Source organism: Drancourtella massiliensis (genome assembly GCF_016900655.1).
Lineage (GTDB): Bacteria > Bacillota > Clostridia > Lachnospirales > Lachnospiraceae > Sellimonas > Sellimonas catena.
Genome location: NZ_JACJKH010000026.1, coordinates 1 through 23,565 on the forward strand (window position 1 = coordinate 1; position 23,565 = coordinate 23,565).

Consider the following 23,565-nt stretch of genomic DNA (forward strand, 5'->3'; position numbering starts at 1 on the left):
TTTCGTCAATTCCATTATACCAAACGGGACAGGTTTATGCCTTTTTTATTGGCTGAAATATTGAATTTTCAAGGTTCAACACACCGTATTGGTGTGGGAAGTTTTAGTTAATAATTGTATTTTTCTGATAGAGAAAAGGACGGAGAGTATGTTAAAGAAGCTGTCTGTGTAGCTGACCGTGTTTTGTGATAAAATGAGAATATATCAAAAATAGATTAAAAGATGACCAGATGAAACGGGAATCAGGGATTGCCGGACTGGACTATTTGGAAGGAGAGCAGAGGATGAAATTATTTCAGGAAATTACGGAAGTATACAAATATCAAAAAGCGAGTGAATTTATAAAGGAGTTTCAGATTGGAGAAGGAGACTTTGTTTTTACGAGTCAGTCAGTATTTGAGACTTATTTTCAAGAACTTCGATCAAGCGGTGCTGTTGTACATTTTAAAAGCGAATACGGACAGGGCGAACCTACAGATCTGATGGTGGATGCTCTGTTAAAAGATTTCAGAAGAACGGATTGTAAAAGGGTTATTGCGATCGGCGGCGGAGCAGTGATTGATATGGCAAAGATCCTGGTGCTGGATGGAGAGGCAAAAGCTGCGGAATATTATCAAAGGAAGGTGCCGGTCAGAAAGATACGGACCTTGGTTGCTGTGCCGACGACCTGTGGGGCTGGTGCGGAGGTGTCAAATGTATCTATTGCGGAGATGACAGCTCTTCAGACAAAGCTGGGACTGGCCGGTGAGGAGATGTATCCGGATCAGGCGGTGCTTATTCCGGAACTTCTCGGGAAACTGCCATGGCACTTTTTTGTAACGAGTGCGATTGATGCCCTGATCCATGCTATCGAGTCCTATGTATCGCCGAAAAGTACATTGTATACACGGATGTTTGCAAAAGAGGCTATGCAGATTTTTCTCAAGGGCTTCCGTATGTTGGAAGAGAAAGGACCAGACAGCAGAGAGGAATTGTTTGAAGACTTTCTGATAGCCAGTGATCTTGCAGGCATTTCCTTTGCCATTGCCGGAACAGGAACAGTGCATGCTATGTCCTATCCGCTTAGCGGAACTTACCATGTGACACACGGAGAGGCCAATTATCAGTTCCTGACAGCGGTATTCCAGGCATATCAGGAAACAGATCCAGATGGAGGAATCTTGGAGCTGAATACATTTCTGGCGGAAATTTTTTCGTGTGAACCTGATATGGTTTACAAGGAGATTGAAAAATTGCTGGATGGCCTGGTCCGGAGGACACCGCTTCACGAATACGGCATGAAAGAAGAAGAAATCCGAAGTTTTGCCGAGAGTGTGGAGAAATCACAGCAGCGTTTACTGGGACAGAGCTATGTGAAATTCGGGGCTGACGATCTGGAGAAGATTTATCGAAAACTTTATTAGGATGGTAAGAAACAAATAGAAAAAGTATAGGATATGGAGCTTTTAAAAACATTAAGAAATAATTACAGATCTCTTCCTTGAGGGCCGAATCGTGCCATGCTAGTATGAAGTAAATTTGAGGATAATGGCATGAGAAAGGAGAGGTATTCTATGAAAATAAAAAAATTCATGACTCCCGAGATGTATGTGGAACGTGTGGAAGGTTCGGAGGAATGGTATCTGGGAGTTGCCTTTGAGGAAGATGTATGCGATCTGTTTGATGCGGAAATGATGGAGAAAGAAGGGAAAGAATTTCCGGGTAATTGCCCTTATTTTTTTCATTATCCTGACGGGGCAGTGTACCATCCCTTCCCCAAAAAGAAACATGTCTATTATGAAAATCCGGTTTGGGACAAAGATCGTTTTGGAATTCTGGCGGTAGATTTTTCTTTGAGGAAAATTCTAATCTACACTTATATTCCCGGGGCAAAGCCGGAGATCCTGCATTCCATGGATCTGGATGAAGTGGAGGACTGTTATAATCTGAAACTGGAGATGACTCCGTGGATATTGGGAAGGCAGACGCATAACGAATATGAGGCAATCTGGCCGGTAAAAAAGAAGTTTCCGATCGGGGACAACGAAAGCATGATCTGCAGGGACGGCAATGTGCTGTTTCTTTCGCGGTGGGTGGAAGATCCGGTTTATCATGAATATGTAGTGACGATAGATATGGAGACCGGGGAAGAACTTTGCGTAGAAAAGGGAAATCTCTATCTGATGCCGGATGGAAGTTTGTGGAATATATAAAATATGCGGGAAGTCGCATGGAGAGAAAAATGGCAGGTAATCGTAACGGTTATCTGCTGTTTTTACCACGCAACGCTTTCAGCTTTTCCATAAAAATAGACTTGCCTATAGCTGTTTGGTAAAATTAAGCATCACAGATCAATCTATCAAATCATATCTGAATAAAGCTCCAGTTACCTACAGTATACAATTCAGCGATCAATTTGTCATGAGAATTTCCAATTGAATTCGCCGTGTGTTATACTAAAATTATATCACAAAGATCAAAACAGAATTTACGAGGTCACAAATGAAAATCAACCAGACAGAGTTACTTTTACAAGGCTATACGACCGCTTTCCTGGATGCGGGCAATCATTCCAATCTTGCATATCGCCCGGAATTTGTTTCCAATAATCCGAAGCTTGGGAAAAAGGTGCTGGTTTCTATTGAGCGAGAACTGTCAGAATGTGATGAATTTCAGATCAGTGTTGCCTTTGTTACAAAGAGTGGGATCACACCATTGCTTCAAACGCTGGAAGAGCTGGAGAAAAAGGGAATTCCCGGGAAATTTCTCACGACGGACTATCTGATGTTTAGTGAACCGGAAGCCTTGAAAAAGTTGGCGGAACTGAAAAATATAGAATTGAAGATGTTTCGTATTAAATCCCAGAGCAAGGGATTCCACACCAAGGGATACATCTTCAAAAAAGAAGAGATTTACCGGATGATTATCGGTAGTTCCAATATGACGTTGAGCGCGATTACGAGAAGCAAGGAGTGGAATACCAAGATTGTTTCGACAATCAATGGGGAATATACACGAGAAGTACTTGAGGAATTCCAGGATTTGTGGAATGACCCGCAGTCGCAGTCTTATGATGAGTTTATTTCGGATTATACAGAGAAATATATGAAGAATAAACTTATCAGAGAACAAAAACAGCAGGCGTTAAAAGAGCAGATTGTGGAGCTGGATCAATATACATTACAGCCCAACAAGATGCAGGCTGTGTTCGTAGAACATGTCATGGAAATGTGGCATAGAGGAATCAAGAGAGCCTTGCTTTTGAGTGCAACGGGAACCGGAAAGACTTATGCCTCTGCGTTTGCTCTGAGGGAAATGAATCCGCGAAGAGTATTATTTTTGGTACACAGGGAACAGATCGCAAAGCAGACGATCAAAAGCTACAGGAAAGTGTTTGGAAATTCCAGAACATACGGGCTCTTATCAGGTTCGCGAAAGGAACTGGATGCAGAGTTTCTGTTTGCTACCATGCAGATGATGTCAAAAGAGGAGATTTATACCAAATTTGAACCGCAGGAATTTGATGTCATTATTCTGGACGAGTGTCACCATGCCGGGGCAGAAAGCTATCAACGGATTTTGCGATATTTTGAGCCAAAGTTCTGGCTTGGAATGACGGCCAGCCCGGATACAAATCAGTACGATGTGTACTCGATTTTTGATCACAATATTGCATATGAAATTCGTTTGCAGCAGGCTTTGGAAGAAGACTTGTTATGTCCATTCCACTACTTTGGAATTACGGATCTGGAAGTGGATGGAGAAGTATTTGACGACAACACGGGAATCCGTAATTTTGCAAAACTGGTATCGGACGATCGGGTGAATTATGTCATCGAAAAAGCAGAGTACTATGGATATAGCGGCGACCGTGTCAGAGGACTTGTATTTTGTAGCCGAAAGGATGAGGCGAAGGAATTGTCCCGAAAATTCAATCGGCGGGGATATCGGACGGAGGTTTTGACGGGTGAAGACAGTCAGGACAGGCGAGAGCAGGTGATCCACGGACTGACAGATGATGTGGATGAGTCGCAGCAGATTGATTATATTTTTACTGTCGATATTTTTAATGAAGGGGTGGATGTGCCGGAAATTAACCAGGTTATCATGCTGAGACCAACGGAGTCGCCGGTTGTCTTTATTCAGCAATTAGGCAGGGGACTGAGAAAAAGCGAAGGAAAAGAGTATGTGGTGATCCTGGACTTTATCGGAAATTATATGAATAATTTTATGATTCCGATTGCGCTGTCCGGTGACCGAAGCTACAATAAAGACGTAATGCGGCGTTATGTACAGGAAGGAACACGTGTCATCCCGGGAAGTTCTACCATTCATTTTGATGCGATTTCCAGAAAGCGGATTTATGCCTCGATTGATGCCGCCCGGACGAATGACGTGAAGCTTTTAAAGGAATCCTATCAGGCGCTGAAATATAAACTGGGGCGAATTCCGACAATTCGGGAGTTTAAAGAATACGGTTCCATTGACATTACCAAGATATTCGATAAGTTTGGATCTTACTATCAATTTTTGAAGAAATATGAAAAAGACTATCAGGTGGAACTGACAGAAAAAGAGCAGAAGGTCGTGGAATATTTTTCGAGAAAAATAGTTTTGTACAAGCGGGTCCATGAGCTGATCCTTTTGAAAAATCTGATCCGAGAGCAGAACCGGATTCTTAAATATTATGATCGCGTACTTAGAAAAGAATATCAGCTTCCATTATCGGACGAGGTGGAACGATCGGTAGTCCGCAATTTGACCAATCAGTTTCCAAAAGAAGCAGAGCGTGAAAAATATTCAGATTGTGTTTTGATTGAAAAACTGGAAAATGGTGATTATCGGCTTTCGGATTCTTTCAATCAGGATCTGCAAAATCCAGTATTTCGGGAAATGATCCAGGAACTGATTGATTTTGGAATTGACCGATATGAGGAGAATTATGCGCAGCCGTATAAAGATACAAATTTCCAGTTATATCAGAAATATACGTACGAAGATGTGTGCAGACTTTTAAATTGGGAGCGAAATTTGAATGCCCAGAATATTGGTGGATATTATTATGATGCTTCCACAAAGACATTGCCGGTATTCATTAATTACGAAAAAGCGGAAGATGCGATTGCATACGAGGACCGTTTTGTCTCCGAAAATACGTTAATTGCCTTGTCAAAGCATCCAAGAAAGGTGACATCCATGGACGCGGTACATATTTACAAGGTGGGAGAATGCGAGAAGGACAATCGGATTTTTCTGTTCGTAAGAAAGAATAAAGATGACAACGAAGCAAAGGAATTTTACTTTTTGGGTGAAATATTTGCGGAGGGCCAGCCAAAAGCAATTCATATGGATTCTACCAATGACGATGCCTTTGAAATTTTGTATCGTCTTGATGTGCCGGTACGCAGTGATATTTATGACTATATCGTAAATTCAGGTGAACTATAAAGAAAGCAGGATGACAATGAAAACAATAAAAGTAGTAGCTGCCATCATCAAAGATGGTGAAAAGATATTTGCAACTCAGAGAGGATACGGTGAATTTAAAGATGGATGGGAGTTCCCGGGAGGAAAGATCGAGCTGGGCGAAACGCCGCAGGAAGCGTTGAAACGAGAAATCCGGGAAGAACTGGAAACGGAGATTGAAGTCGGGGAATGGATTGATACAGTCGAGTACGATTATCCGGATTTTCATTTGTCAATGGACTGTTTTCTCTGTACCATCAAAAGCGGAGACTTGGTTTTGAAAGAGCATGAAGCCGCAAAATGGCTGTCGAAGGATACGCTTTACAGTGTGGAGTGGCTTCCGGCAGACGTTGAACTGATTGGAAAAATCGAACGGCTTTTGAAATAAAACGGAAAGGCAGAAATCTGTTGCAGGCTGTACCGTTTTCGAACAGTAGGGAGGGAGTGGTAATTCAGTGACTAAATCAGATTTTGAAAAATTCTTCAAAAAGGGGAATCCATTAATACAGAATTCAAATCCTGGGTAAAGGCGTCCGGATTGAAGGTATGATTGTGCTTTGTGGAAAGGGTAGATATGCTAAATATGTAGCAAGTGAAAGGCTTCTCTAGGTAATTTAATGAGTTTTCAATGAGTTTCTAATGCGTTTTAATGCGTTTCACACGCATTAAAACGCATTAAAAATTTGTAGAAAAGTGCGTAAAGGTATATCCATTAGCGCTGGTGCCATATATACTTAAACCAGGAAAATAAATAGTACATTTTATTTCAAAGCAGGTTTAGATAAGGTGGTGTCTGGAATATGAGAAATGTAATACATATTTATGGAGCTTCAGGATCTGGAACAAGTACACTAGGCAGAAAAATCAGTGAAGAATTGGGATATAAATTTATGGATACAGATGATTACTTCTGGGTACCTACCAATCCACAATATAGCACCAAAAGAAGCCGAGAAGAGCGGCTTGCATTGATGAAAAAAGATATTACAGAAAATGAAAATGTAGTCATTTCCGGTTCGTTAGTGGACTGGGGAGATGAATTAATTCCAATGTTTACATTAGTTGTGCGGCTTGTTACGGATACAGAAACAAGGATTGAAAGATTAAAGAATCGAGAAAAGCAAAGGTTTGGAAAGCGTATAATGCCAGGCGGTGATATGTATACACATCATATGGAATTTATTCAATGGGCACAAGAGTATGATACCGGAAGTGTAGATATGAGAAGTAAGGCCAAACACGATGAATGGGAGAAATTATTACTCTGTAAACAGATTGTTTTGGATGGAGGAGCGGACTTGGAAGAAAACTTTAAAGCGGTACAAGCAGAAATTCATTCTGTTATTGGAAGAACAGTGACTGTGACGATTGACAGACCATTGGGAAGCTATCACCCGGAACATAAGGATATGTATTATCCGATAAATTACGGCTATGTAGAAGGTATCATGTCGCCGGATGGAGAAGAACAAGATGCTTATATATTAGGTGTGGATGGAGCTATCGACAAATTTACAGGTAAGATTATCGCAGTTGTTCATAGAAAGGATGATGCGGAAGAAAAATGGGTTGTTGTACCTGAAAATATGGCTTTTACAAAAGAGGAAATCAGGCAGCAAATTTATTTTCAAGAGCAGTATTTTGATAGTGAGATTGTGATGTAAAGATTGGCAATATTAAAAATGGAAAGAGGATAGAAAGATAATAACAGAAATTTCCTATATGCCAGAATTGTTTGTAAATGAAAGGTTTTGAAAGAAGAAACGAAAAGGAGCCAAAAAAAGAGCCGAAAGAAGGTTCAGAAAGTTATAAAAGAGTTGCAGAAAGAAGGCTTGCTTGTGAGAGAAGGAACAAGAAGTTATGAATTTAGATCATAATTAATTTAAAATCTTGCAGACTAATGAGGACAGAAAATGAAGTGGGAATTTGAAGAAGAGTTAAAGAAATATGGATATTCAAAGGAATGTATAGATCAAGTAGATTCTATTTCGGAAGGAATTATTCTTGAAATAGGGAGAACACTGAAACCGGACAAAGAAGCTTGTTTTAATAGACTTGAAAGATACCGGATATGTCTGGAAGCTTTGTATGAATTAAATGCTAAGAAAAAAGAAATAGAAAAAACAGACGAGGTGGTTCCCGAACCATCTGTACTTATCCGATGTTTGAATAAAATAAGAAATATTATAATGGATGAACGAAAATGGGAAAGGAAAATGAATGAGGAAGTAGAACAAATAAAACAAAAACATCCTTTAGTATTTCCTATAATAGTTTCTATTCTGACTTCCATACTTTTAGGATTGCTCACCAATTGTATATGGGAAGGAATTCAACAAAGTGAAACGGAAATCAGTATAAGAAAGATGCAACAGGAACTTGATTCATTGATTTCGGATCAAACAAATATGCATTTGATAATAGATCCGGATGAACCGGACCGTTTTAAAGTTTATATATATGACGAAAATATAGAAAAATTTGTAGGGTATATTGAAAAAGACGACTTAGAAAAACTTTTTGACGATAGTGTTGATTAAAATGAAACAGTTTGGATATTCGAGATGTTTGGGTAAAAGCGATTGGCTAAAGCATACGGTAAATCACTAGCATGGTACTAATGGTTTATCGTATGTTTTTTTGTCTCTTTGATATTGAAAGTGCAGTAGCGCACGCTTGAATAATAAAATCAGAAATGTAAAAACGTAAAAAAAATATTGACATAAACAATGAAAAAGAGAATACTAGAATCATACAAGGAGGAAGAAGACATGTATGATATCGGAGATCTGTTTGACAAACAAAGCACGGTTGGCGCCAGGCTGGAGGCCGTACTTGAGGAAAGAGGATACACAAAAGTAAAATTCTGCAGTACAGCAAAGATCTCTCGTCCGACCCTGGATAAACTATTATCAGGTAGTATCACGAGCCGGACGAATTATGAAAAGCATATGACGAAAGTCCTCGAAACTTTGAACATGACTCCGGACATGCTGATAGGAAGGATCCAAACTCAAAGGATTCAAACTCAAAGAGTTCATAATCAGGTGAGGACTTTGAGAAACCAGATGAGAATGAAGGAAAAGGAGCTGGCAGAATATATTGGGGTGCCGATAGAGCGGATTAGAGAGATTGAGGCAGGAGAAGAGGCAACACTGGCGGAGCTTCGCGATATTGCGGTTGTTCTGGATACCAGTGTCAGAAATATTCTGGGAAAAAATTATTTCCCATTACAAAATACATTCTGGGGCCATGTTGGAATCCGACCGTTGGAATCAGATAGATTCCTCTGGTATCCAATCACAGCTGACACAAGAGAACTCATCTGGAAAGAAATGGAAGAAAAGTATCAGGTCATTCCATGCATGAATAACAAAGTGCTGCTGTTAAATATGGATAAAATCGCAGAAATTGTTTTACTGGACGATGCAAGTGATCAACCTTCATTTGCAAACTGGGATCCGCAAGTGGATTGTGGGGGAACCCCTCTTGTATTTTATGAAGCACTGGATGATTATTTAATGTATCAAGAAATGGGAGAGGAGCCGCCCAAAGATATCATATCCGAAAAACTGCAGATCTGCCTGGAAAACTTTCGGAAGAAATGGGGAGACGATGAAATTTATTATCGTGATGAACTTCAGATCTATTGCCCGAACGGAAAGGTAAAGCAAAGAGATATCTGTTTAGGTGAAAATGAAAATATAAGCACTAATATTTTTCATATTTATGCCTTTGGAGGAGATGTGGTCGATGAAAAATTTTTCTATGGTGAGGACTTAAATGGAGCAGAGTGCTTTTTTAATATTGAAAACATTTCTATGATCGAAGTCCCTCTTGTAAAAATGGAGGAGGCATTGGAGCAATCGATAGAAATGTCATAGTAGACCAAAAAACAGTAAGACCCATAGCAAATAATAAATAATCGGAGGAAGTTACGCGAGATGAAAAAGATATTTATTAGTTACAGTTCCAGAAATCAAAGACTTGTCGAAGCTTTTACAAAGTTCCTTCAACTTGGAATGGGGATGAATAAGAGTGATATTTTCTGCACAGCTTACCCGGATATGCTGGAAACCGGATACAGTTTTATTGAAAAAATCCGGAAAAATCTGCAGGAATGTGAAACAGTTATTTCTATTATTACAGAAGAATATTTAGAAAGTGCATTCTGTCTTGTGGAAATGGGTGCAGCATGGGCAATGAGCAAGCATTACTTTCCTCTGGTAACAGTGCCATATGACCGATTAAATAAAACTCCGCTTATGGGAATGCAGATGCGCAAATTGATCAGCATAGACGATTTAAGTGTGATTTATGATGAGTTGCATCGGTGTGGTGTGCTGGTGGAATATCAGACAGCGGACTTTCATAAGCAGGCGAAAGATTATGTCAAACAGGCGAAAAAGATAGTGGAGGGCGGCTATCAGATAGAGAAAGACGAAGAAGGTTATTACGAAACAGAGATTTCTTGCGTGAGAAAAGTAGCCCAGAAACAGTTTCGATGCTATGGAATCAAAGGACATATTGCGGATCCGCCGGACGGAGAGAATGCAAAAAGCGACTGGCTTTTTTACAGGATAGACCAATTTCCGTCTTTGGAGGCAGGGGATCGGGTCAGATTTAAAACATCAAAATCAAAAATCAATGTTTTTCCTGATTTAGGACGTGCCAGAAATATTTATCCGGATGATTTGACGAAACTGGATTAGCAGACAGTATTGGAGGGAACCTCAATGATATTCAAAGTACAGAAAATAGAGGAAGATATAGAGTTTGGCTGTGAAGAGCGGATGGATGATGAGCCTGTTATGGCGGTCGTGACATTGCTGGATGAAGCGGGAGAAGAAAAGAGAGTCAAGATGCCGGATCAGCTTTTGTATGATCGTGAAATCAATGAGGGAGATCAGGTGATCTTTGATGAAAATGGAAAACTGCAGAAGCGGATTCGAGGTGACTGGACTGAAAGATGCAAGAAAGCGAATGTGAATACAGAGGAATTTGTCTCAAAAATGGAAGCCCTGAAAGCGGGAAAGAAAGTAAATTGGATCTGTCCTTTCTGTGGCGGCAATGTGACTCTGCTGGAACAGAAAAGTTCACACACGGTGATTGGTTGTGACTCCTGTGATATGCGGATTCAGCTGGAGAATCACTGATTACGGGAACAAACAGAAGAAAAAGCTGTAAAATTTTACGTTGAATTTTACGGCTTTTTTCGTATAATAAAGATAACAGAAACAATAGAAATCGAAGGAAGGAGCTGAACGATATGCCAAACATTTTGCCGGTATCTGATTTGAGAAATTATAATGAAGTTCTGAAGAATTGTCGTAAAGGAGAGCCTGTATATCTTACTAAGAATGGCAGGGGGCGCTATGTGGTCATGGATATTGAAGATTTTGAGCGTGATCATGCAGAGAAGAAGCTCTGGATGAAGTTGCAGGAAGCGGAAGAAGCAGTGAAAGATGGAGAAGGATGGCTTGATCTGGATGAACTAAAAGCACATATGGGGGAGTAAGATGTTAAAGTTGCGGATTAATCCGATTGTTGCAAAGGATTTGAAAGATATCCGGGATTATATTGCAGAAGATAATGAAGAGTATGCTGCAAAGACTATAAACGAGATTTATGGTAAATTTGAGAATCTCCAGATGTTTCCGGGAATAGGTACAAATCTTTCTAAACGAGTCAGCTTTCGGACAGATTATAAATATGCGATATGGGAAGATTATGTGATTATCTATAAAGTAAGTAGCGAATATGTAGAGATTTATCGTGTAATTAACCGATATCAGGACATTACAAGTATCTTTGATTCATAAACTAATAGAGTTGTGCGAGATGAGTATGACATCAGTGAGTGAGATTATTGAGCTTCAATCATTGTACTAAAGGAAGGAGTAGAAATGGAAATGTCCAAAAGAGACTGGAAACTTTTTCGAGAAAAATTACCTGGCTGGCAGAAGAATTATATGGCCCGTCTGATCAAGGAATATATTAGATTGCTAAGCGCAGAGGATAAAAATGCGTCCGATAAATTTTGGGAGCTTGAGAAGAAGATTAAGACCGACAGACGTCACCCGGGAGTAATTCTGAATATGGAAAAATCCAAAGCCATATATGATATTATCAGTCTTGTCAGATTTGGAGTGATTTCTTTCGATGATCTGGCAGATTTCAGTGAAGACTTACAGCAGGAAGTAAAGTTGATCCTGAACAGATAGATTATGGAAGAATAGATCGAGGCACAGAAAGAAGTGATAAGATTTTGGTGTGGAGGTACTTATGAAAAATCATAAAGTTGTCGACGGCCATCTCCTTCAAACCAATAAGAAATATTCCCATCTGAAGCTGAAGCAAAAGAACCGGATTGCGGAATGGATGTATCAGGAAACAAAGGCGTATTATGAAAAGAACTACGTGTTTCCGAATGACGCGCATCTGGATGATGTCGTAGAGAAGGTTTACGACAGGATTGAGCAGGCGGAAATCTGGATCCCTTATGAAGAGGTGTGGCATCATTACAAAAAGAAGCGTTCGGATCTGAACAGCCGGGTGCGGAGGGAACTGAATGTTGGTGAAGAAAAGTACAAAGAGAAAGCCTGCTTTATGAATCTGTGCATGATTCAGGATGAGCAGGGAAATGTTCTGGCTCTTGACAAGATGAATGACAGCTATACCGGGACGACGTTTCCGGGCGGGCATGTAGAGCCGGGAGAAACTTTTCGCGAAGCAGTGATCCGGGAAGTCCGGGAGGAAACAGGACTTGTGATCCAAAATCCCGAGCTTTGCGGCATCTATCACTGGAATAAAGCGCACACGCACAATATGATTTTTCTGTATCAGACGAAAGATTTTTCCGGGGAACTGCAGAGTTCTGACGAGGGTCCGGTATATTGGATTTCCATGGAAGAGTTTATGAAGAAAGATCTTGCCAAAGGGATGAAAGAAGTAATGGAGATCATGATGAATCCGAACCTGCAGGAATGTTATATGCGTCTGGAAAAGGGAGTGTATCAGGGAACGTTGTGTTAGAAGAAGTCTGCAACGCAGTCAAGAATATAAACAGTAGTCAGGCGGTATGGCCCGGTATTAAGGGTCATACCGCCATTTCTCTATAATATCCAATTCCCAATCCCATCATATATTATAAAGAATAGGAAATATCAGGATGTGCATGAATATGGAAAACTATGTAAGAGCATCACTGGAAACGCATTTATTTTTCGGAAGAATCATGAAGGAACATTCGTTGTTTCTTCAGGCGGGATTCCCGGCCGGGGAAACGGGATACAGAAGCAAAGCAAGCTGGTACCGGGACGAATTTGAAAAGGTACTGTAGCAGACCGTACGGTTTTCGGACGGCATGGTAGGAAAGGATGTGCTTTGTTCAGGAGAAGTGTTTACGGAATACACGGTTATGGCGGAGCAGCAGACAGGAAGACTTACGAAGATTCCGATCGATGTCCGGATCACACAGGCGGAAGAAAATCTGCAGGCGGGAAGAGAAGCATGCAAGGACGAAAGAATGGCCAGGCGGATCCGTCAGCTGAATCATCATGTTCTGCACCTGCTTGGCGGGCTGATTGAGTTTAAAAAGCAGATATTGCAGGAAGTGACCTGCTGCAGATTGTTCACGGCCAACTATCCGTTGCTGATCGAGCATATCATCCGGGAGGCGGAATTATATCAGAAGATGATTGCTTCCCTGGAGGATGGAACCTGCAAATCGGTGGAACAGATGGCTGAGACAGAGCGGTTCTGGAATCAGATTATGATGGAACATGCGCTGTTTATCCGCGGATTGCTTGATCCGACGGAGGGCGAACTGATCGAAACGGCAGATTCCTTTGCCGGTGATTATCAGAGACTTCTGGAGGAGGCAAGGCAGAAGGATTGCAGAGCCATGAACGGACTGACGAGGAAAACACTGGAAACGACAAAGAAGTACCGCGATTTTAAGGCGGCGGGTACAAAGGGAATTACCGGATGCGAGATTCGCTCCATCATTCTTCCGCTGTTGGCAGACCATGTGCTCCGGGAGGCAAACCACTATCTCCGGCTTTTGAAGCAGAAGGGAGAGTAATCCATGCAGTTGTGTCAGTACCCTTGTCATAACCAGGTCCGCCGATTTACGGTGGAAGCAATCCAGATTCCAATTGTATACAATCCCTACGGTGACTATGATCCGAATGGACTTTTATATGTGCTGGAACAGGATTCGCAGAGAATACAAAATGAGGCGTTTCAGAGATTTCATCAGACGCCGCCTCAGCCTTACGAAGAAGTGCAGCCGTTGGTACTTCGGGTGAATCGTGGAGATACCGTCCAGATCTGTTTTCGCAACCGGCTGAAGCGGGATGGACGGATCTGGAAAGTATTCAGCAGCAAAATTCACGGTGATCCCGCAACACCCATATGGAAAGCATATTCCGGGGACAGGGTCATTTTCCGGACGATGATGCCGGCGGATAAGCCGCGAAATGTATCACTTGCCATTCACGGACATTTGTGGAGGGAACAGCCTGACGATGCCTTATCCAGAGAGATTCCGATTCAGGGAGGAATCAGCATCGGGAACCGGTTTGATATGGAACTGAAAGACGGAGCTTCCTGTCCGGGCGACTATCTGTACCGGTCAGGAAGTTTTGGATGGGATGTGGAATCCGGCATGTGGGGAATCTTCAGGGTAATGAAACGGTCGCTTCGGTGCAAATGCAAAGAAGTAGGCGGAAAGCTGCCATTTCATTTCGGTGGGAATAAAACATCTCTTATGATACAGTCAATAAAAAAGCAGAAAAAGAAAGAAAAGCATAGGGGCAGATAACATGCCCCTATCTTTGTTAACTATTTTTTTACATGCCCATCATCTGAGACATGATACATACTCCTGATGCTCCGTGCTTCAACACAGTTTGTATTTGTTCCGGATCCAGACGGATCCCGCCGATGGCGTATATCGGGATCGGCGAGCGGTCACAGATCTGTTTCAGAAAATCGAGACCTCGCGGTGGAAGTCCTTTTTTGCAGTCGGTAGCAAAAATATGTCCTGCCGTTGCATAGGATGCTCCAAGAGCTGCAGCTTCTTCTGCCTCTTCTGTAGAATGGATCGAAACGCCGATCCGCATCCCCGTAAGACGGCCGGCGCCTTTTTCTTTCAGCTCCTTCAGTTTCCAGAGCGGTAAATGAAGGATATCCGTGTCTGCAGCGTCTGCAGCTTCAGGATAGAAGTGAGGGATCATCGTGACCTGATGCCGGTCACAGATTTTTTTTACAGCCAGGGCAAGATTCAGGTAGTCTTTGACCGGAAGATCTTTTTCTCTGAGAAGAAAAGCACGAGGCTGAAAACTGCAGATTCGTTCTAACTGATCCAGATATGGAAGCCGTGTCAGATGACGGTTAGAGACGGCAATCACTTTTGAAAAATCAATTTCGTTGTACATGATTTTATTTCCTGTTCCTTTTGTATCTGATATCTTGTTTTTCAGCGTAAAACAAAGCTGAAACCACATTTGACCGGGCAGCGGTCATGCCGCATTCAAAGGCTCTATTTTTGACTCACTCCTGTAACCGGAGAGGAGGCGCTGGACCCTTTTTCGATTACCCGTCCCATGCCGGAAAGGTATGCAGTACGTCCTGCTTCGATTGCTTTGCGGAAAGCGCCTGCCATTGCGGGAATGTCTCCTGCTGTAGCGATAGCGGTATTGGACATGACTGCGGCGGCACCCATTTCCATGGCTTCACATGCATGGGAAGGTCGGCCGATACCGGCATCGACGATGATAGGCAGATCGATTTCATCGATGAGAATCTGGATAAATTCTTTTGTGCAGATTCCTTTATTGGATCCAATCGGGGCACCGAGAGGCATAACACATGCGGCGCCGGCATTGACCAGATCTCTGGCGGCATTGAGATCCGGATACATATACGGCATAACGATAAATCCTTCGTTTGCAAGAATCTCGGTTGCCTTGATCGTCTCATAGTTGTCCGGAAGAAGGTATTTGGAATCCGGAATCACTTCAAGTTTGACAAAATCACTATGGCAGATTTCCCGCGACAGCCGGGCGATGCGGACTGCTTCTTCTGCGGTTTTTGATCCGGATGTATTTGGAAGAAGTGTCACACCTTCCGGAATATAGTCAAGTATATTTGCCGAACTGTCCTGATTTGTACGGCGCAGTGCAAGTGTGATAATCTGAGCCCCTGCGTTCTCAACAGCTGCCTTAATCAGTTCAAGGGAATATTTCCCTGATCCAAGTATGAAACGTGACTGGAATTCATGTCCTCCCAGACAAAATGTGTCTTTTGTTAAATCGATCATTGTTTTTCTCCTTTATAAAATAGTGTTTGAAATCTGTTTTCTCATAGACGGTCTCCGGCTGTTCCGTTTATGATCAGATCTGCAGCCAGATTCGCCTGGTGAGCGGCGCAAAGTGCCACCCTGGGGGCCATCAGGCCCGGGCCTTTGCGTGAATCGCTGACCCCGTCCCCGCACAAGTAGAAACGGCTGGTGATTTTCTTTGAAAGAATCGTATTGCTGTTTCCGTATCCGGCCATTCCGGAAGCGCTGATTATGATCAGATCCCGGTAATTTTCCAGAATACCGTTTACAAGCATGGCCTTATTTTCCGGGACATCAAAGGCTTCGCACAGGATGGTGTCTTCTTTAAAAAGTGAAGCGACATTTTCATCAGAGACCCGGACGCAGTCTGTCCGGATATCCAGATAAGGATTGATCTCCAGCAGCTGTTCTTTTAAAGCATCCGTTTTGAACATACCTACATGACGCATCAGGTACTGCTGCCGGTTCAGATTGGTCAGATCTACCCGGTCAAAATCGATCAGATGAAGGTGTCCTGTTCCGATTCTTGCAAGGGAAAAAGCAATATTGGAACCCAGGCCGCCAAGACCTGCTATGGCGACTCTTCCACGGTTCAGCTTTTCCTGTATAGCTGCTGTGTGGCGTTCACAAAGTGCCTCCTGTATCTCTCTTTCGGTAAATCTCATATCAGCCCCCTCCTACAAAACTTACAATCTCGAGTACATCCCCGTTGTGGAGTAAAGTTTCCTTGTAACAGCTTTTGGGAATGATCTCACCGTTTTTTTCAACAGCGATCCGGTTTGTCTGGTAGCCTTCCTGCTCCAGATAAACCAGCAGTGTGGTTGGTTCTTCTAACGGTTTGTCCTCTCCATTTATCCGGACCATCGCTTCCTCCTTCCCGGATGAACAGGATAGAGTGCGCTGCAGAATCTGTATGGATAAAGACACGGAAGGAATCAAATGTCATTCTGCAATAAAAAAGGAGTCCACAAAGAATTACACCCGTGGTGGTGCACCCCTTCATGAACTCCTGTTCACTCTATCGTTATCCGTATTCTTTTTATAATTACACTAAATAGTATACCATGAAAAAATTCTCTGTCAATTATTCAGAGAATTTTTTTATTTACCCTCATTTACAGGATCAAAGCAGCCGGATATAATAAAATCAACAGTCGAAAGAAATGTATTACCGGCTGCAGCCGGCATATGTGAAAAAACTAAATTTATAAATCATAAAAAGGGGAAAACTTATATGCGTTCTGAAAAAGAAATGCTCTCATTGATTGAAGAAATTGCACTGGAGGATGAGAATATCCGGGCAGCTTATTTAGAAGGATCCAGGGTGGATCCAAATGTTACCAAAGATTTATTTCAGGATTACGATGTGGTATACATCGTGGAAACAACCAGGCCATACCGCGAAAACAAGGAATGGATTACCAGATTTGGAGAGATTTTGTATATGAATTACCCGGAAGATAATGTGCATTATCCATCGGATGTGGAAAACTGTTATGGATGGCAGATTCAATGTGGAGACGGAAATCGTCTGGATCTGCATGTCTGCACAAGAGATTATGCGCTGGAAAGACTGGAAATGTACCGGGTGCTTGTGGACAAGGATCACATCATGCCGGCCAAAGAGGATACTTCTGAGGAAAGATACTGGGTGAAAAAACCGACTGAGAGAGAATTCCAGTGTACCTGTATGGATTTCTGGTGGTGCTTTAATAACGTGGCAAAGGAGGTAAGCAGGGAGCTTGGATTCCAGTACGATCAGGAAAATGCGGACAACAGTGCAGCATTTCTACGCCGGGTCAAAGATCTGCCGTTGGATGCGGAACGGATTATGTAGAAATCGTTTTATACAGGAAATCAGGGCATTCAACCGATGGTAGAGTGCAAAAATAGCGGTTTTGTGTTATCCTTTCTTCAGAGAGAGGGGGCAGAAGTTATGGTGAACCTGAATCAAACTGGAAAATTTATAGCAGAATGTAGAAAGAAAAAGCAGCTGACACAGAAGCAGCTGGGAGAGAAACTCCATGTAACGGACCGTGCTGTTTCCAAATGGGAAAACGGAAAGGCGTTTCCGGACGTCCATATTATGGAAGACCTGTGCAGGGAGCTGGATATCAGTGTGAGCGAGCTGCTGGCGGGCAAGCGGATCGAAACGGAGCAGTATCAGAAAGAGACGGAGAAACTGCTGATGACGGCGGTCGGCAGGTCTCAGCTGTATGGATTTCAGATTATCATTTACATTTTAATGTTTTCTTTTATTACAGCCTTCCAGCTACTCCTTGTCCTGAAAGGTGACGGCGAGTGGCTGCCGCCGACGAGGGAGATGATTTTATGCGGGCTGGTCTGTGTGGGTACGTTTGCCTGTGCGGTCTATCTGGACAAGAAGATTCCAGAGAGAATGTTTCGGATGTCCAGTCCGGTTATACAGGGGATTGTGGGAGGCGTTTATTTTCTTTTGTTAACGCTGTTTGATTATCAGAATTACGGGGGATTAGAGGGAATGGAATCAGGGGAACAGATTTTTCTCATTCTCTTTTTCATTGTGGGATTCGTTTTTACAGTGTTTTTTTGGGCCGCAGCTGGATCTGAAAGAAAAGATAAATAAGGATTCTGCACTTTTCTGAGAAAACACTTTAAAGTGATGAAAACATGCACAAATTGCAAGGATGAAGAGAAAATATTTTATTCATGTTTGACGAAAAAACAGAATGCACTCGGTTTTCCTATTGACAATCTGTTTAAAAGAGCTATAATAAAACAAAATTAAAAAGCCAATGCGAAGAACAGGACAGGACTTCCTGTGTACCAATGCTTTCAGAGAGTTTCCGGCTGGTGTGAGGAAACAGCATGACGAGGAAGCCATCCCCTGCAAGCAGTCGGGGTGAAAAGTGAGTGAGTAGCCCGGACCGGAGTTCCACCGTTAGAGGGAAAGCTGTTAATCCGTACGATTAGTTCGGACGACAGTACAGAGTGACCGGACGTTGTCCGGTAAGCAGAAGTGGTAACGCGGAGAAGAGAAGTTTCGTCTTCTGACAGAGCAATCTGTCAGAGGGCGTTTTTTTATTTTAATTAAAACTTTGTTCTTTACCGCTGCGCTTGATTCGCAGGTCGGAACCCTCCAAAAGGGAAGGAACCGGTCGTTTGGCCTGATAGAAAAGGAGAGTGGAAAATTATGAACTCACTGGTAATTGTTTTAGCGGCGGCGGTCTGTCTGATTGCGGCATATGCGCTGTACGGACGCTGGCTTGCCAGGAAATGGGGAATCGACCCGAAGGCGAAGACGCCGGCAGTTCTGCATAATGACGGGCAGGACTATGTTCCGACAGATGGGTGGACCGTCTTTGCCCATCAGTTTTCTTCCATCGCAGGTGCAGGACCTGTAACCGGGGCCATTCAGGCTGCAGCATTTGGGTGGCTTCCGGTACTGCTCTGGATTCTCATCGGAGGAATCTTCTTTGGAGCTGTCACGGACTTTGGTGCACTTTATGCGAGCGTAAAAAATGATGGAAAATCCATGGGGCTGCTGATTGAGAAGTATATTGGAAAGACGGGACGGAAGCTGTTTCTTGGATTCTGCTGGCTGTTCTGTCTGATCGTGATCGCGGCATTTGCGGACATGGTAGCGGATACATTCAATGCCTATGTTGTGACGGACGGAGTGAGGACACTTTCTGAGAATGCCACTGTAAACGGAGCGGCGGGAAGTATTTCTCTGTTTTTCATCCTGTTTGCGGTGATCTTTGGAGTGAGCCAGCATAAGCTGAAACTGACCGGATGGAAAGAAGTGGTCTTTGGACTGGTCTGCACAGTGCTTGCATTTGTATTTGGAATGAATTTCCCGGTAATTCTTGGGAAAGAAATGTGGGTATATATCGCATTCCTTTACATCTTTCTGGCGGCAGTGCTTCCGATGTGGTTTGTCATGCAGCCAAGAGACTACATGTCCACCTTTATGTTTATCGGAATGATCGCCGGAGCGGTGCTGGGTTTGTTGTTTGCTCATCCGTCCATGAATCTTCCGGCATTTACCGGGTTTCAGAATGAGAATCTCGGAACGCTGTTCCCGATTCTGTTTGTAACGGTTGCCTGCGGTGCAGTATCCGGATTTCATAGCCTGGTTTCTTCCGGTACCTCATCCAAGACGGTTTCCAATGAGAAGGATATGCTGAAAGTCGGATACGGGGCAATGGTCCTGGAAAGTCTGCTGGCAGTTATCGCTCTTTGTGTTGCCGGTGCGGCGGCAGGAGCAGACGGGACAGCAGCGGCCGGCACGCCGTTCCAGATTTTTTCCTCAGGAGTGGCCGGATTCCTTGAGATGTTCGGCATTCCGGTCTATGTGGCGCAGAGTTTCATGACTATGTGTGTATCAGCGCTTGCGTTTACAACGCTGGATTCTGTTGCGCGGATCGGACGGATGTCGTTCCAGGAGCTGTTCAGTGTGGATGATATGGAGCATGCGGAGGGATGGAGAAAGGTACTCTGCAATAAATATTTCGCAACGGTGATTACCCTGGTATTTGGCTATATTCTGACTCAGGTCGGCTATTCGAATATCTGGCCATTGTTTGGAAGCGCCAATCAGCTGCTGAGCGCTCTCGTACTGATTACACTGTGTGTATTTCTGAAAGTGACAGGTCGAGAACTCAGGACACTGGTACCTCCATTTGTGATTATGCTGGTTGTCACATTTACCGCCCTTGTGCAGAGATTCATCTCGCTGGTCAAGGCATTTTCTGACGGAAAAGGCGTATTTATGGTCGAGGGACTACAGCTGATCGTTGCGGTTCTCCTGATGATCCTTGGCGTGACCATCGTTGTAACTTCGGGAAAGGAACTGCTCAGAAAGAGAGCATCAAAATCATCGGCCGTATCGGCTTAAATCCAGAAAAAAGGTCGGAATCATCAATGAAAGAGGATTCCGATCTTTTTTCTGGAAAGAAACAGAAAGAACACCGCTTTATTCGCCTGAAATGTGATATACTGGACAGAATGAGGAGTTCATAACATTTTGTGATAAGAGAGGAAGAATATGAAAAGGAAAAAGCTTCCGTTTGGCTATGATGATCCTTCCTGTCCGGAAAGGACTTTGGGGGCGACGGACCGGTACCTGACAAGGAACGGAAGGCCGTGGATTCCTGTAATGGGAGAGTTTCATTTTTCCAGGTTCCGAAGCGAATTCTGGGAAGAAGAAATTGAAAAAATGAAAGCCGGAGAAGTACAGATTCTGGCTACATATGTGTTCTGGATTCACCATGAGGAAAAGGAAGGAGAATGGAATTTTGAAGGGCAAAGGAACCTTCGGGAATTTCTGGAAATCTGCCGGAAGTGTGAAATGCCGGTGTTTCTGCGGATTGGTCCATGGAGTCATGGCGAGTGCAGGAATGGAGGATTCCCGGACTGGCTGATTCAGAAAGAGGGAATCGAAGTGCGGACAGATCAGCCGCTTTACCTGTCTTATGTGAAGCGGTTTTTCGAGAAAATTTACGGGCAGACGGACGGTTTTCTCTGGAAACAGGGAGGGCCGGTGCTTGGTATTCAGGTGGAAAATGAATACGGACACTGTGGAGGTCTGACCGGAGAGGCTGGAGTCCGGCATATGAAGACGATCAAACAGCTGGCAAAAGAAGCCGGGTTCCGTGTGCCGTATTATACGGCTACAGGATGGGGCGGAGCGATTGTCCCGGAAGGGGAGATGCTTCCTGTCCTGGGAGGATACTGCGATGCACCATGGGAACAGCACATACATGAGATGCCGTTGAATGCGAATTATCTGTTTTCTCACAATAAGGATGATGGAAGTATTGGCAGTGACCTGCAAAAGGAGCGGGAACAGGAATTTACTTATGACACGGAGAAATATCCATATTTTACAGCAGAGCTGGGCGGAGGCGTGCAGGTAACGATGCACCGGCGTCCTGTGGTGGACAAAAAAGACACATGTGCAATGGTGATCTGCAAGCTTGGAAGCGGAGCCAGTCTTCTGGGATATTATATGTACCATGGAGGGACAAATCCAAAGGGGAGGTACAGTACGCTTCAGGAGTCAAAAGATACTGGTTATTTAAATGATCTCCCGGTATATTCCTATGATTTCCAGGCAACGGTCGGAGAGTATGGAAGGATTCATGATGTGTTTTATCACCTTCGGCCGTATCATCTGATGCTGAAAGAGTTCGGAAGCATGATGGCGGAAACAGAGTTCATTCTGCCGGGCGGGAGACAAGTACGATCTGCTCACATACAGTCCGGATGGACAGATCTGCTGTCTGCCGTCGGAAGAAAAAATATCGTATCGATGTGAAGAAAAACATTCGGGAGCAGAAATCAGCAGGATAACAGAAGGACAGAACTATACGGAGTATGAAATGAACATTCAATATCCGGATAAAGACTTTCCGGAAAACTACTGGCTTATTATAGGATTTGACGGAGACAGGGCCGAACTCTGGATGGACGGAGAACTGTGCGGTGACTGGTTTTATACAGGGAATGACTGGCAGATCGGACTGAAATATTTTGACTGGCCAAAGCAGATGACGATTCGGATTTATCCGGTGAGAGAGCATGTGTATGTCGAAAAGAAACCGGAGCAAAGATGCGGGATACGAAAGATCCATGTGCAGACCGAGTACCGGATTTCTCTTGGAACTTTGGAATAGAGAAAAAAGTTTATATAATTCCCTGGAGACTGCCGCATCAAACCAGGACCGCGCATTTATGGCGGCAGATGTAAGTAGGAAAATGAACTTGACAGGAAAAAGAAAGGCTAAATGATGGAATTGATAAGAAGACCAAGAAGATTAAGAAGATCTTCGGCTGTCCGTGAACTGGTTCATGAGACAGATGTTAGAGTGACAGATTTGATTTACCCGGTATTTGTTGTGGAAGGAGAAAAGGTGAAGGAGCCGGTTCCATCCATGCCGGGAATTTACCGTTATTCAGTGGATATGCTGAAAATTCATTTGAAAGAAGTGTGGGAAACCGGAATCCGTTCGGTGATCTTTTTCGGCGTGCCGGATCACAAGGATGCGTGCGGCAGCGGCGCATGGGATGAACATGGGGCGGTTCAGAGCGCACTTCGCATGGCAAAGGAATGTTTCCCGGATCTGATCTGTATTGCAGACATTTGCCTGTGCGAGTATACGGATCACGGCCATTGCGGGATTGTGCGGGATGGAAAAATCCTCAATGACGAGACACTTGCATATTTATCAAAAGCGGCAGTATCCTGTGCAGGAGCAGGGGCGGATATCGTAGCGCCGTCTGACATGATGGACGGCCGGATCGGACATATGCGCCGCTCACTGGATGAGGCAGGATATGAGGATACGCTCATCATGGCTTACTCTGTAAAGTATGCGTCGGCTTTTTACGGACCGTTTCGGGAGGCGGCGGATTCTGCGCCGGCATTTGGGGACAGAAAGACATATCAGATGGACTGGAGGAATAAAAAAGAGGTCATTGTGGAGACACAGCTGGATATCGAAGAAGGGGCCGATATCATCATGGTGAAACCGGCGATGGCCTATCTGGATATCGTAAAAACAGTCAGTGACAGATTTGAATTTCCGATATGCACCTACAGTGTCAGCGGAGAGTATTCCATGATAAAGGCGGCGGCCCTGAATGGCTGGGTTGATGAAAAAGCAGTAGTGATGGAAAGCCTGACAGCCATGAAACGTGCCGGTGCGGGAATGTTAATTACCTACTATGCACCTCAGGCGGCGAGATGGATCAGGGAGGGGTAATCCCGATGCTGGCCGGACAAACAG

At 43.6% G+C, this 23,565-nt stretch carries 27 protein-coding genes and 1 other annotated feature; of the genes, 23 read left to right on the forward strand and 4 right to left on the reverse strand.

All coding sequences use genetic code 11. The features are described from left to right. Positions 1–230: 230 nt before the first annotated feature. From H6A32_RS12775 to H6A32_RS16490, 17 genes are all read left to right on the forward strand, one after another. Positions 231–1,403: a 4-hydroxybutyrate dehydrogenase gene (locus tag H6A32_RS12775; RefSeq protein WP_243424927.1), complete on the forward strand. Its 1,173-nt coding sequence runs from the start codon at positions 231–233 to the stop codon at positions 1,401–1,403. Between the two features lie 150 nt (positions 1,404–1,553). Then, entirely contained in the window at positions 1,554–2,192 is a 639-nt protein-coding gene (locus H6A32_RS12780; RefSeq protein ID WP_204864493.1) for a hypothetical protein, read from the forward strand. Between the two features lie 289 nt (positions 2,193–2,481). Beyond that, the gene (locus tag H6A32_RS12785; RefSeq protein WP_204864494.1) at positions 2,482–5,427 is read left to right on the forward strand and encodes a DUF3427 domain-containing protein; all 2,946 of its coding nucleotides are present in this window, start codon (positions 2,482–2,484) and stop codon (positions 5,425–5,427) included. Between the two features lie 16 nt (positions 5,428–5,443). Continuing rightward, positions 5,444–5,833 carry a (deoxy)nucleoside triphosphate pyrophosphohydrolase gene (locus H6A32_RS12790; RefSeq protein WP_204864495.1) on the forward strand — a complete coding sequence of 130 codons (390 nt, stop codon included), beginning with the start codon at positions 5,444–5,446 and terminating at the stop codon, positions 5,831–5,833. Positions 5,834–6,245: 412 nt separating this feature from the next. After that, positions 6,246–7,109: an AAA family ATPase gene (locus tag H6A32_RS16935; RefSeq protein ID WP_204864496.1), complete on the forward strand. Its 864-nt coding sequence runs from the start codon at positions 6,246–6,248 to the stop codon at positions 7,107–7,109. 77 nt (positions 7,110–7,186) lie between these two features. Then, on the forward strand, positions 7,187–7,309 hold the full coding sequence (locus H6A32_RS16730; RefSeq protein ID WP_275532776.1) for a hypothetical protein: 123 nt from the start codon (positions 7,187–7,189) through the stop codon (positions 7,307–7,309). Between the two features lie 49 nt (positions 7,310–7,358). After that, complete coding sequence (locus H6A32_RS12800) at positions 7,359–7,985, forward strand: hypothetical protein (protein WP_204864497.1); 627 nt, start codon at positions 7,359–7,361, stop codon at positions 7,983–7,985. Between the two features lie 231 nt (positions 7,986–8,216). Next, positions 8,217–9,329 (forward strand): helix-turn-helix transcriptional regulator, encoded by a 1,113-nt coding sequence (locus H6A32_RS12805; RefSeq protein WP_204864498.1) that lies wholly within the window; start codon positions 8,217–8,219, stop codon positions 9,327–9,329. A 60-nt stretch (positions 9,330–9,389) separates the two neighbouring features. After that, complete coding sequence (locus tag H6A32_RS12810; RefSeq protein ID WP_191435137.1) at positions 9,390–10,157, forward strand: toll/interleukin-1 receptor domain-containing protein; 768 nt, start codon at positions 9,390–9,392, stop codon at positions 10,155–10,157. Between the two features lie 24 nt (positions 10,158–10,181). After that, positions 10,182–10,601 carry a hypothetical protein gene (locus H6A32_RS12815; RefSeq protein ID WP_182466535.1) on the forward strand — a complete coding sequence of 140 codons (420 nt, stop codon included), beginning with the start codon at positions 10,182–10,184 and terminating at the stop codon, positions 10,599–10,601. Between the two features lie 113 nt (positions 10,602–10,714). Further along, on the forward strand, positions 10,715–10,963 hold the full coding sequence (locus tag H6A32_RS12820; protein WP_087168949.1) for a type II toxin-antitoxin system prevent-host-death family antitoxin: 249 nt from the start codon (positions 10,715–10,717) through the stop codon (positions 10,961–10,963). 1 nt (position 10,964) lies between these two features. After that, complete coding sequence (locus tag H6A32_RS12825; RefSeq protein WP_087168950.1) at positions 10,965–11,267, forward strand: type II toxin-antitoxin system RelE/ParE family toxin; 303 nt, start codon at positions 10,965–10,967, stop codon at positions 11,265–11,267. An 84-nt stretch (positions 11,268–11,351) separates the two neighbouring features. Continuing rightward, positions 11,352–11,669 carry a hypothetical protein gene (locus H6A32_RS12830; RefSeq protein ID WP_204864499.1) on the forward strand — a complete coding sequence of 106 codons (318 nt, stop codon included), beginning with the start codon at positions 11,352–11,354 and terminating at the stop codon, positions 11,667–11,669. Between the two features lie 61 nt (positions 11,670–11,730). Continuing rightward, positions 11,731–12,480 (forward strand): 8-oxo-dGTP diphosphatase, encoded by a 750-nt coding sequence (locus H6A32_RS12835; protein ID WP_118636674.1) that lies wholly within the window; start codon positions 11,731–11,733, stop codon positions 12,478–12,480. 148 nt (positions 12,481–12,628) lie between these two features. Further along, positions 12,629–12,787 (forward strand): DUF2935 domain-containing protein, encoded by a 159-nt coding sequence (locus tag H6A32_RS16940; protein WP_330680252.1) that lies wholly within the window; start codon positions 12,629–12,631, stop codon positions 12,785–12,787. A 24-nt stretch (positions 12,788–12,811) separates the two neighbouring features. Further along, a complete protein-coding gene (locus tag H6A32_RS12840) occupies positions 12,812–13,531 on the forward strand; it encodes a DUF2935 domain-containing protein (protein WP_346342284.1) in 720 nt (239 codons plus the stop codon). A gap of 3 nt (positions 13,532–13,534) precedes the next feature. After that, positions 13,535–14,272: a hypothetical protein gene (locus H6A32_RS16490; protein WP_243424928.1), complete on the forward strand. Its 738-nt coding sequence runs from the start codon at positions 13,535–13,537 to the stop codon at positions 14,270–14,272. 28 nt (positions 14,273–14,300) lie between these two features. Here H6A32_RS16490 and H6A32_RS12850 read toward each other — a convergent pair whose 3' ends face one another. The 4 genes from H6A32_RS12850 to thiS form a co-directional block, all read right to left on the reverse strand. Then, positions 14,301–14,888, reverse strand: coding sequence for a thiamine phosphate synthase (locus H6A32_RS12850; RefSeq protein WP_191427593.1), 588 nt, complete (start codon positions 14,886–14,888; stop codon positions 14,301–14,303). A gap of 104 nt (positions 14,889–14,992) precedes the next feature. Further along, the gene (locus H6A32_RS12855) at positions 14,993–15,772 is read right to left on the reverse strand and encodes a thiazole synthase (protein ID WP_087252156.1); all 780 of its coding nucleotides are present in this window, start codon (positions 15,770–15,772) and stop codon (positions 14,993–14,995) included. A gap of 41 nt (positions 15,773–15,813) precedes the next feature. After that, positions 15,814–16,458, reverse strand: a complete 645-nt coding sequence (thiF, locus tag H6A32_RS12860; RefSeq protein WP_087168954.1) for a sulfur carrier protein ThiS adenylyltransferase ThiF — start codon at positions 16,456–16,458, stop codon at positions 15,814–15,816. 1 nt (position 16,459) lies between these two features. Beyond that, positions 16,460–16,657, reverse strand: a complete 198-nt coding sequence (gene thiS, locus H6A32_RS12865) for a sulfur carrier protein ThiS (RefSeq protein WP_118636672.1) — start codon at positions 16,655–16,657, stop codon at positions 16,460–16,462. Positions 16,658–17,027: 370 nt separating this feature from the next. Between thiS and H6A32_RS12870 the strand changes: the two genes are divergently transcribed. From H6A32_RS12870 to hemB, 6 genes are all read left to right on the forward strand, one after another. Further along, positions 17,028–17,630: an aminoglycoside 6-adenylyltransferase gene (locus H6A32_RS12870; protein ID WP_118636671.1), complete on the forward strand. Its 603-nt coding sequence runs from the start codon at positions 17,028–17,030 to the stop codon at positions 17,628–17,630. 99 nt (positions 17,631–17,729) lie between these two features. Beyond that, the gene (locus tag H6A32_RS12875; RefSeq protein WP_207738758.1) at positions 17,730–18,398 is read left to right on the forward strand and encodes a helix-turn-helix domain-containing protein; all 669 of its coding nucleotides are present in this window, start codon (positions 17,730–17,732) and stop codon (positions 18,396–18,398) included. Positions 18,399–18,563: 165 nt separating this feature from the next. Further along, positions 18,564–18,826 (forward strand) — a binding site (T-box leader). A gap of 139 nt (positions 18,827–18,965) precedes the next feature. Further along, entirely contained in the window at positions 18,966–20,672 is a 1,707-nt protein-coding gene (locus tag H6A32_RS12880; RefSeq protein ID WP_138374106.1) for a carbon starvation CstA family protein, read from the forward strand. Between the two features lie 150 nt (positions 20,673–20,822). Continuing rightward, complete coding sequence (locus H6A32_RS12885) at positions 20,823–22,094, forward strand: beta-galactosidase (RefSeq protein WP_204864500.1); 1,272 nt, start codon at positions 20,823–20,825, stop codon at positions 22,092–22,094. A gap of 64 nt (positions 22,095–22,158) precedes the next feature. Continuing rightward, the gene (locus tag H6A32_RS12890; RefSeq protein ID WP_204864501.1) at positions 22,159–22,452 is read left to right on the forward strand and encodes a hypothetical protein; all 294 of its coding nucleotides are present in this window, start codon (positions 22,159–22,161) and stop codon (positions 22,450–22,452) included. Positions 22,453–22,566: 114 nt separating this feature from the next. After that, positions 22,567–23,541 (forward strand): porphobilinogen synthase, encoded by a 975-nt coding sequence (gene hemB / locus H6A32_RS12895; protein ID WP_087169014.1) that lies wholly within the window; start codon positions 22,567–22,569, stop codon positions 23,539–23,541. Positions 23,542–23,565 lie beyond the last annotated feature (24 nt).

Bases quoted from the DNA above. Each gene is read 5' to 3' on its own strand.
- H6A32_RS12790 (WP_204864495.1), top strand. From the start codon at position 5,444: ATGAAAACAATAAAAGTAGTAGCTGCCATCATCAAAGATGGTGAAAAG.
- H6A32_RS12840 (WP_346342284.1), top strand. From the start codon at position 12,812: ATGGTAGGAAAGGATGTGCTTTGTTCAGGAGAAGTGTTTACGGAATAC.
- H6A32_RS16940 (WP_330680252.1), top strand. From the start codon at position 12,629: ATGGAAAACTATGTAAGAGCATCACTGGAAACGCATTTATTTTTCGGA.
- H6A32_RS12775 (WP_243424927.1), top strand. From the start codon at position 231: ATGAAACGGGAATCAGGGATTGCCGGACTGGACTATTTGGAAGGAGAG.
- H6A32_RS16935 (WP_204864496.1), top strand. From the start codon at position 6,246: ATGAGAAATGTAATACATATTTATGGAGCTTCAGGATCTGGAACAAGT.
- H6A32_RS12835 (WP_118636674.1), top strand. From the start codon at position 11,731: ATGAAAAATCATAAAGTTGTCGACGGCCATCTCCTTCAAACCAATAAG.
- H6A32_RS12880 (WP_138374106.1), top strand. From the start codon at position 18,966: ATGAACTCACTGGTAATTGTTTTAGCGGCGGCGGTCTGTCTGATTGCG.
- H6A32_RS12890 (WP_204864501.1), top strand. From the start codon at position 22,159: ATGAACATTCAATATCCGGATAAAGACTTTCCGGAAAACTACTGGCTT.
- H6A32_RS12805 (WP_204864498.1), top strand. From the start codon at position 8,217: ATGTATGATATCGGAGATCTGTTTGACAAACAAAGCACGGTTGGCGCC.
- H6A32_RS12885 (WP_204864500.1), top strand. From the start codon at position 20,823: ATGAAAAGGAAAAAGCTTCCGTTTGGCTATGATGATCCTTCCTGTCCG.
- H6A32_RS12830 (WP_204864499.1), top strand. From the start codon at position 11,352: ATGGAAATGTCCAAAAGAGACTGGAAACTTTTTCGAGAAAAATTACCT.
- thiF (WP_087168954.1), bottom strand. From the start codon at position 16,458: ATGAGATTTACCGAAAGAGAGATACAGGAGGCACTTTGTGAACGCCAC.
- thiS (WP_118636672.1), bottom strand. From the start codon at position 16,657: ATGGTCCGGATAAATGGAGAGGACAAACCGTTAGAAGAACCAACCACA.
- H6A32_RS16490 (WP_243424928.1), top strand. From the start codon at position 13,535: ATGCAGTTGTGTCAGTACCCTTGTCATAACCAGGTCCGCCGATTTACG.
- H6A32_RS12855 (WP_087252156.1), bottom strand. From the start codon at position 15,772: ATGATCGATTTAACAAAAGACACATTTTGTCTGGGAGGACATGAATTC.
- H6A32_RS12810 (WP_191435137.1), top strand. From the start codon at position 9,390: ATGAAAAAGATATTTATTAGTTACAGTTCCAGAAATCAAAGACTTGTC.
- H6A32_RS16730 (WP_275532776.1), top strand. From the start codon at position 7,187: ATGAAAGGTTTTGAAAGAAGAAACGAAAAGGAGCCAAAAAAAGAGCCG.
- H6A32_RS12820 (WP_087168949.1), top strand. From the start codon at position 10,715: ATGCCAAACATTTTGCCGGTATCTGATTTGAGAAATTATAATGAAGTT.
- H6A32_RS12780 (WP_204864493.1), top strand. From the start codon at position 1,554: ATGAAAATAAAAAAATTCATGACTCCCGAGATGTATGTGGAACGTGTG.
- H6A32_RS12825 (WP_087168950.1), top strand. From the start codon at position 10,965: ATGTTAAAGTTGCGGATTAATCCGATTGTTGCAAAGGATTTGAAAGAT.
- hemB (WP_087169014.1), top strand. From the start codon at position 22,567: ATGGAATTGATAAGAAGACCAAGAAGATTAAGAAGATCTTCGGCTGTC.
- H6A32_RS12785 (WP_204864494.1), top strand. From the start codon at position 2,482: ATGAAAATCAACCAGACAGAGTTACTTTTACAAGGCTATACGACCGCT.
- H6A32_RS12800 (WP_204864497.1), top strand. From the start codon at position 7,359: ATGAAGTGGGAATTTGAAGAAGAGTTAAAGAAATATGGATATTCAAAG.
- H6A32_RS12850 (WP_191427593.1), bottom strand. From the start codon at position 14,888: ATGTACAACGAAATTGATTTTTCAAAAGTGATTGCCGTCTCTAACCGT.
- H6A32_RS12870 (WP_118636671.1), top strand. From the start codon at position 17,028: ATGCGTTCTGAAAAAGAAATGCTCTCATTGATTGAAGAAATTGCACTG.
- H6A32_RS12815 (WP_182466535.1), top strand. From the start codon at position 10,182: ATGATATTCAAAGTACAGAAAATAGAGGAAGATATAGAGTTTGGCTGT.
- H6A32_RS12875 (WP_207738758.1), top strand. From the start codon at position 17,730: ATGGTGAACCTGAATCAAACTGGAAAATTTATAGCAGAATGTAGAAAG.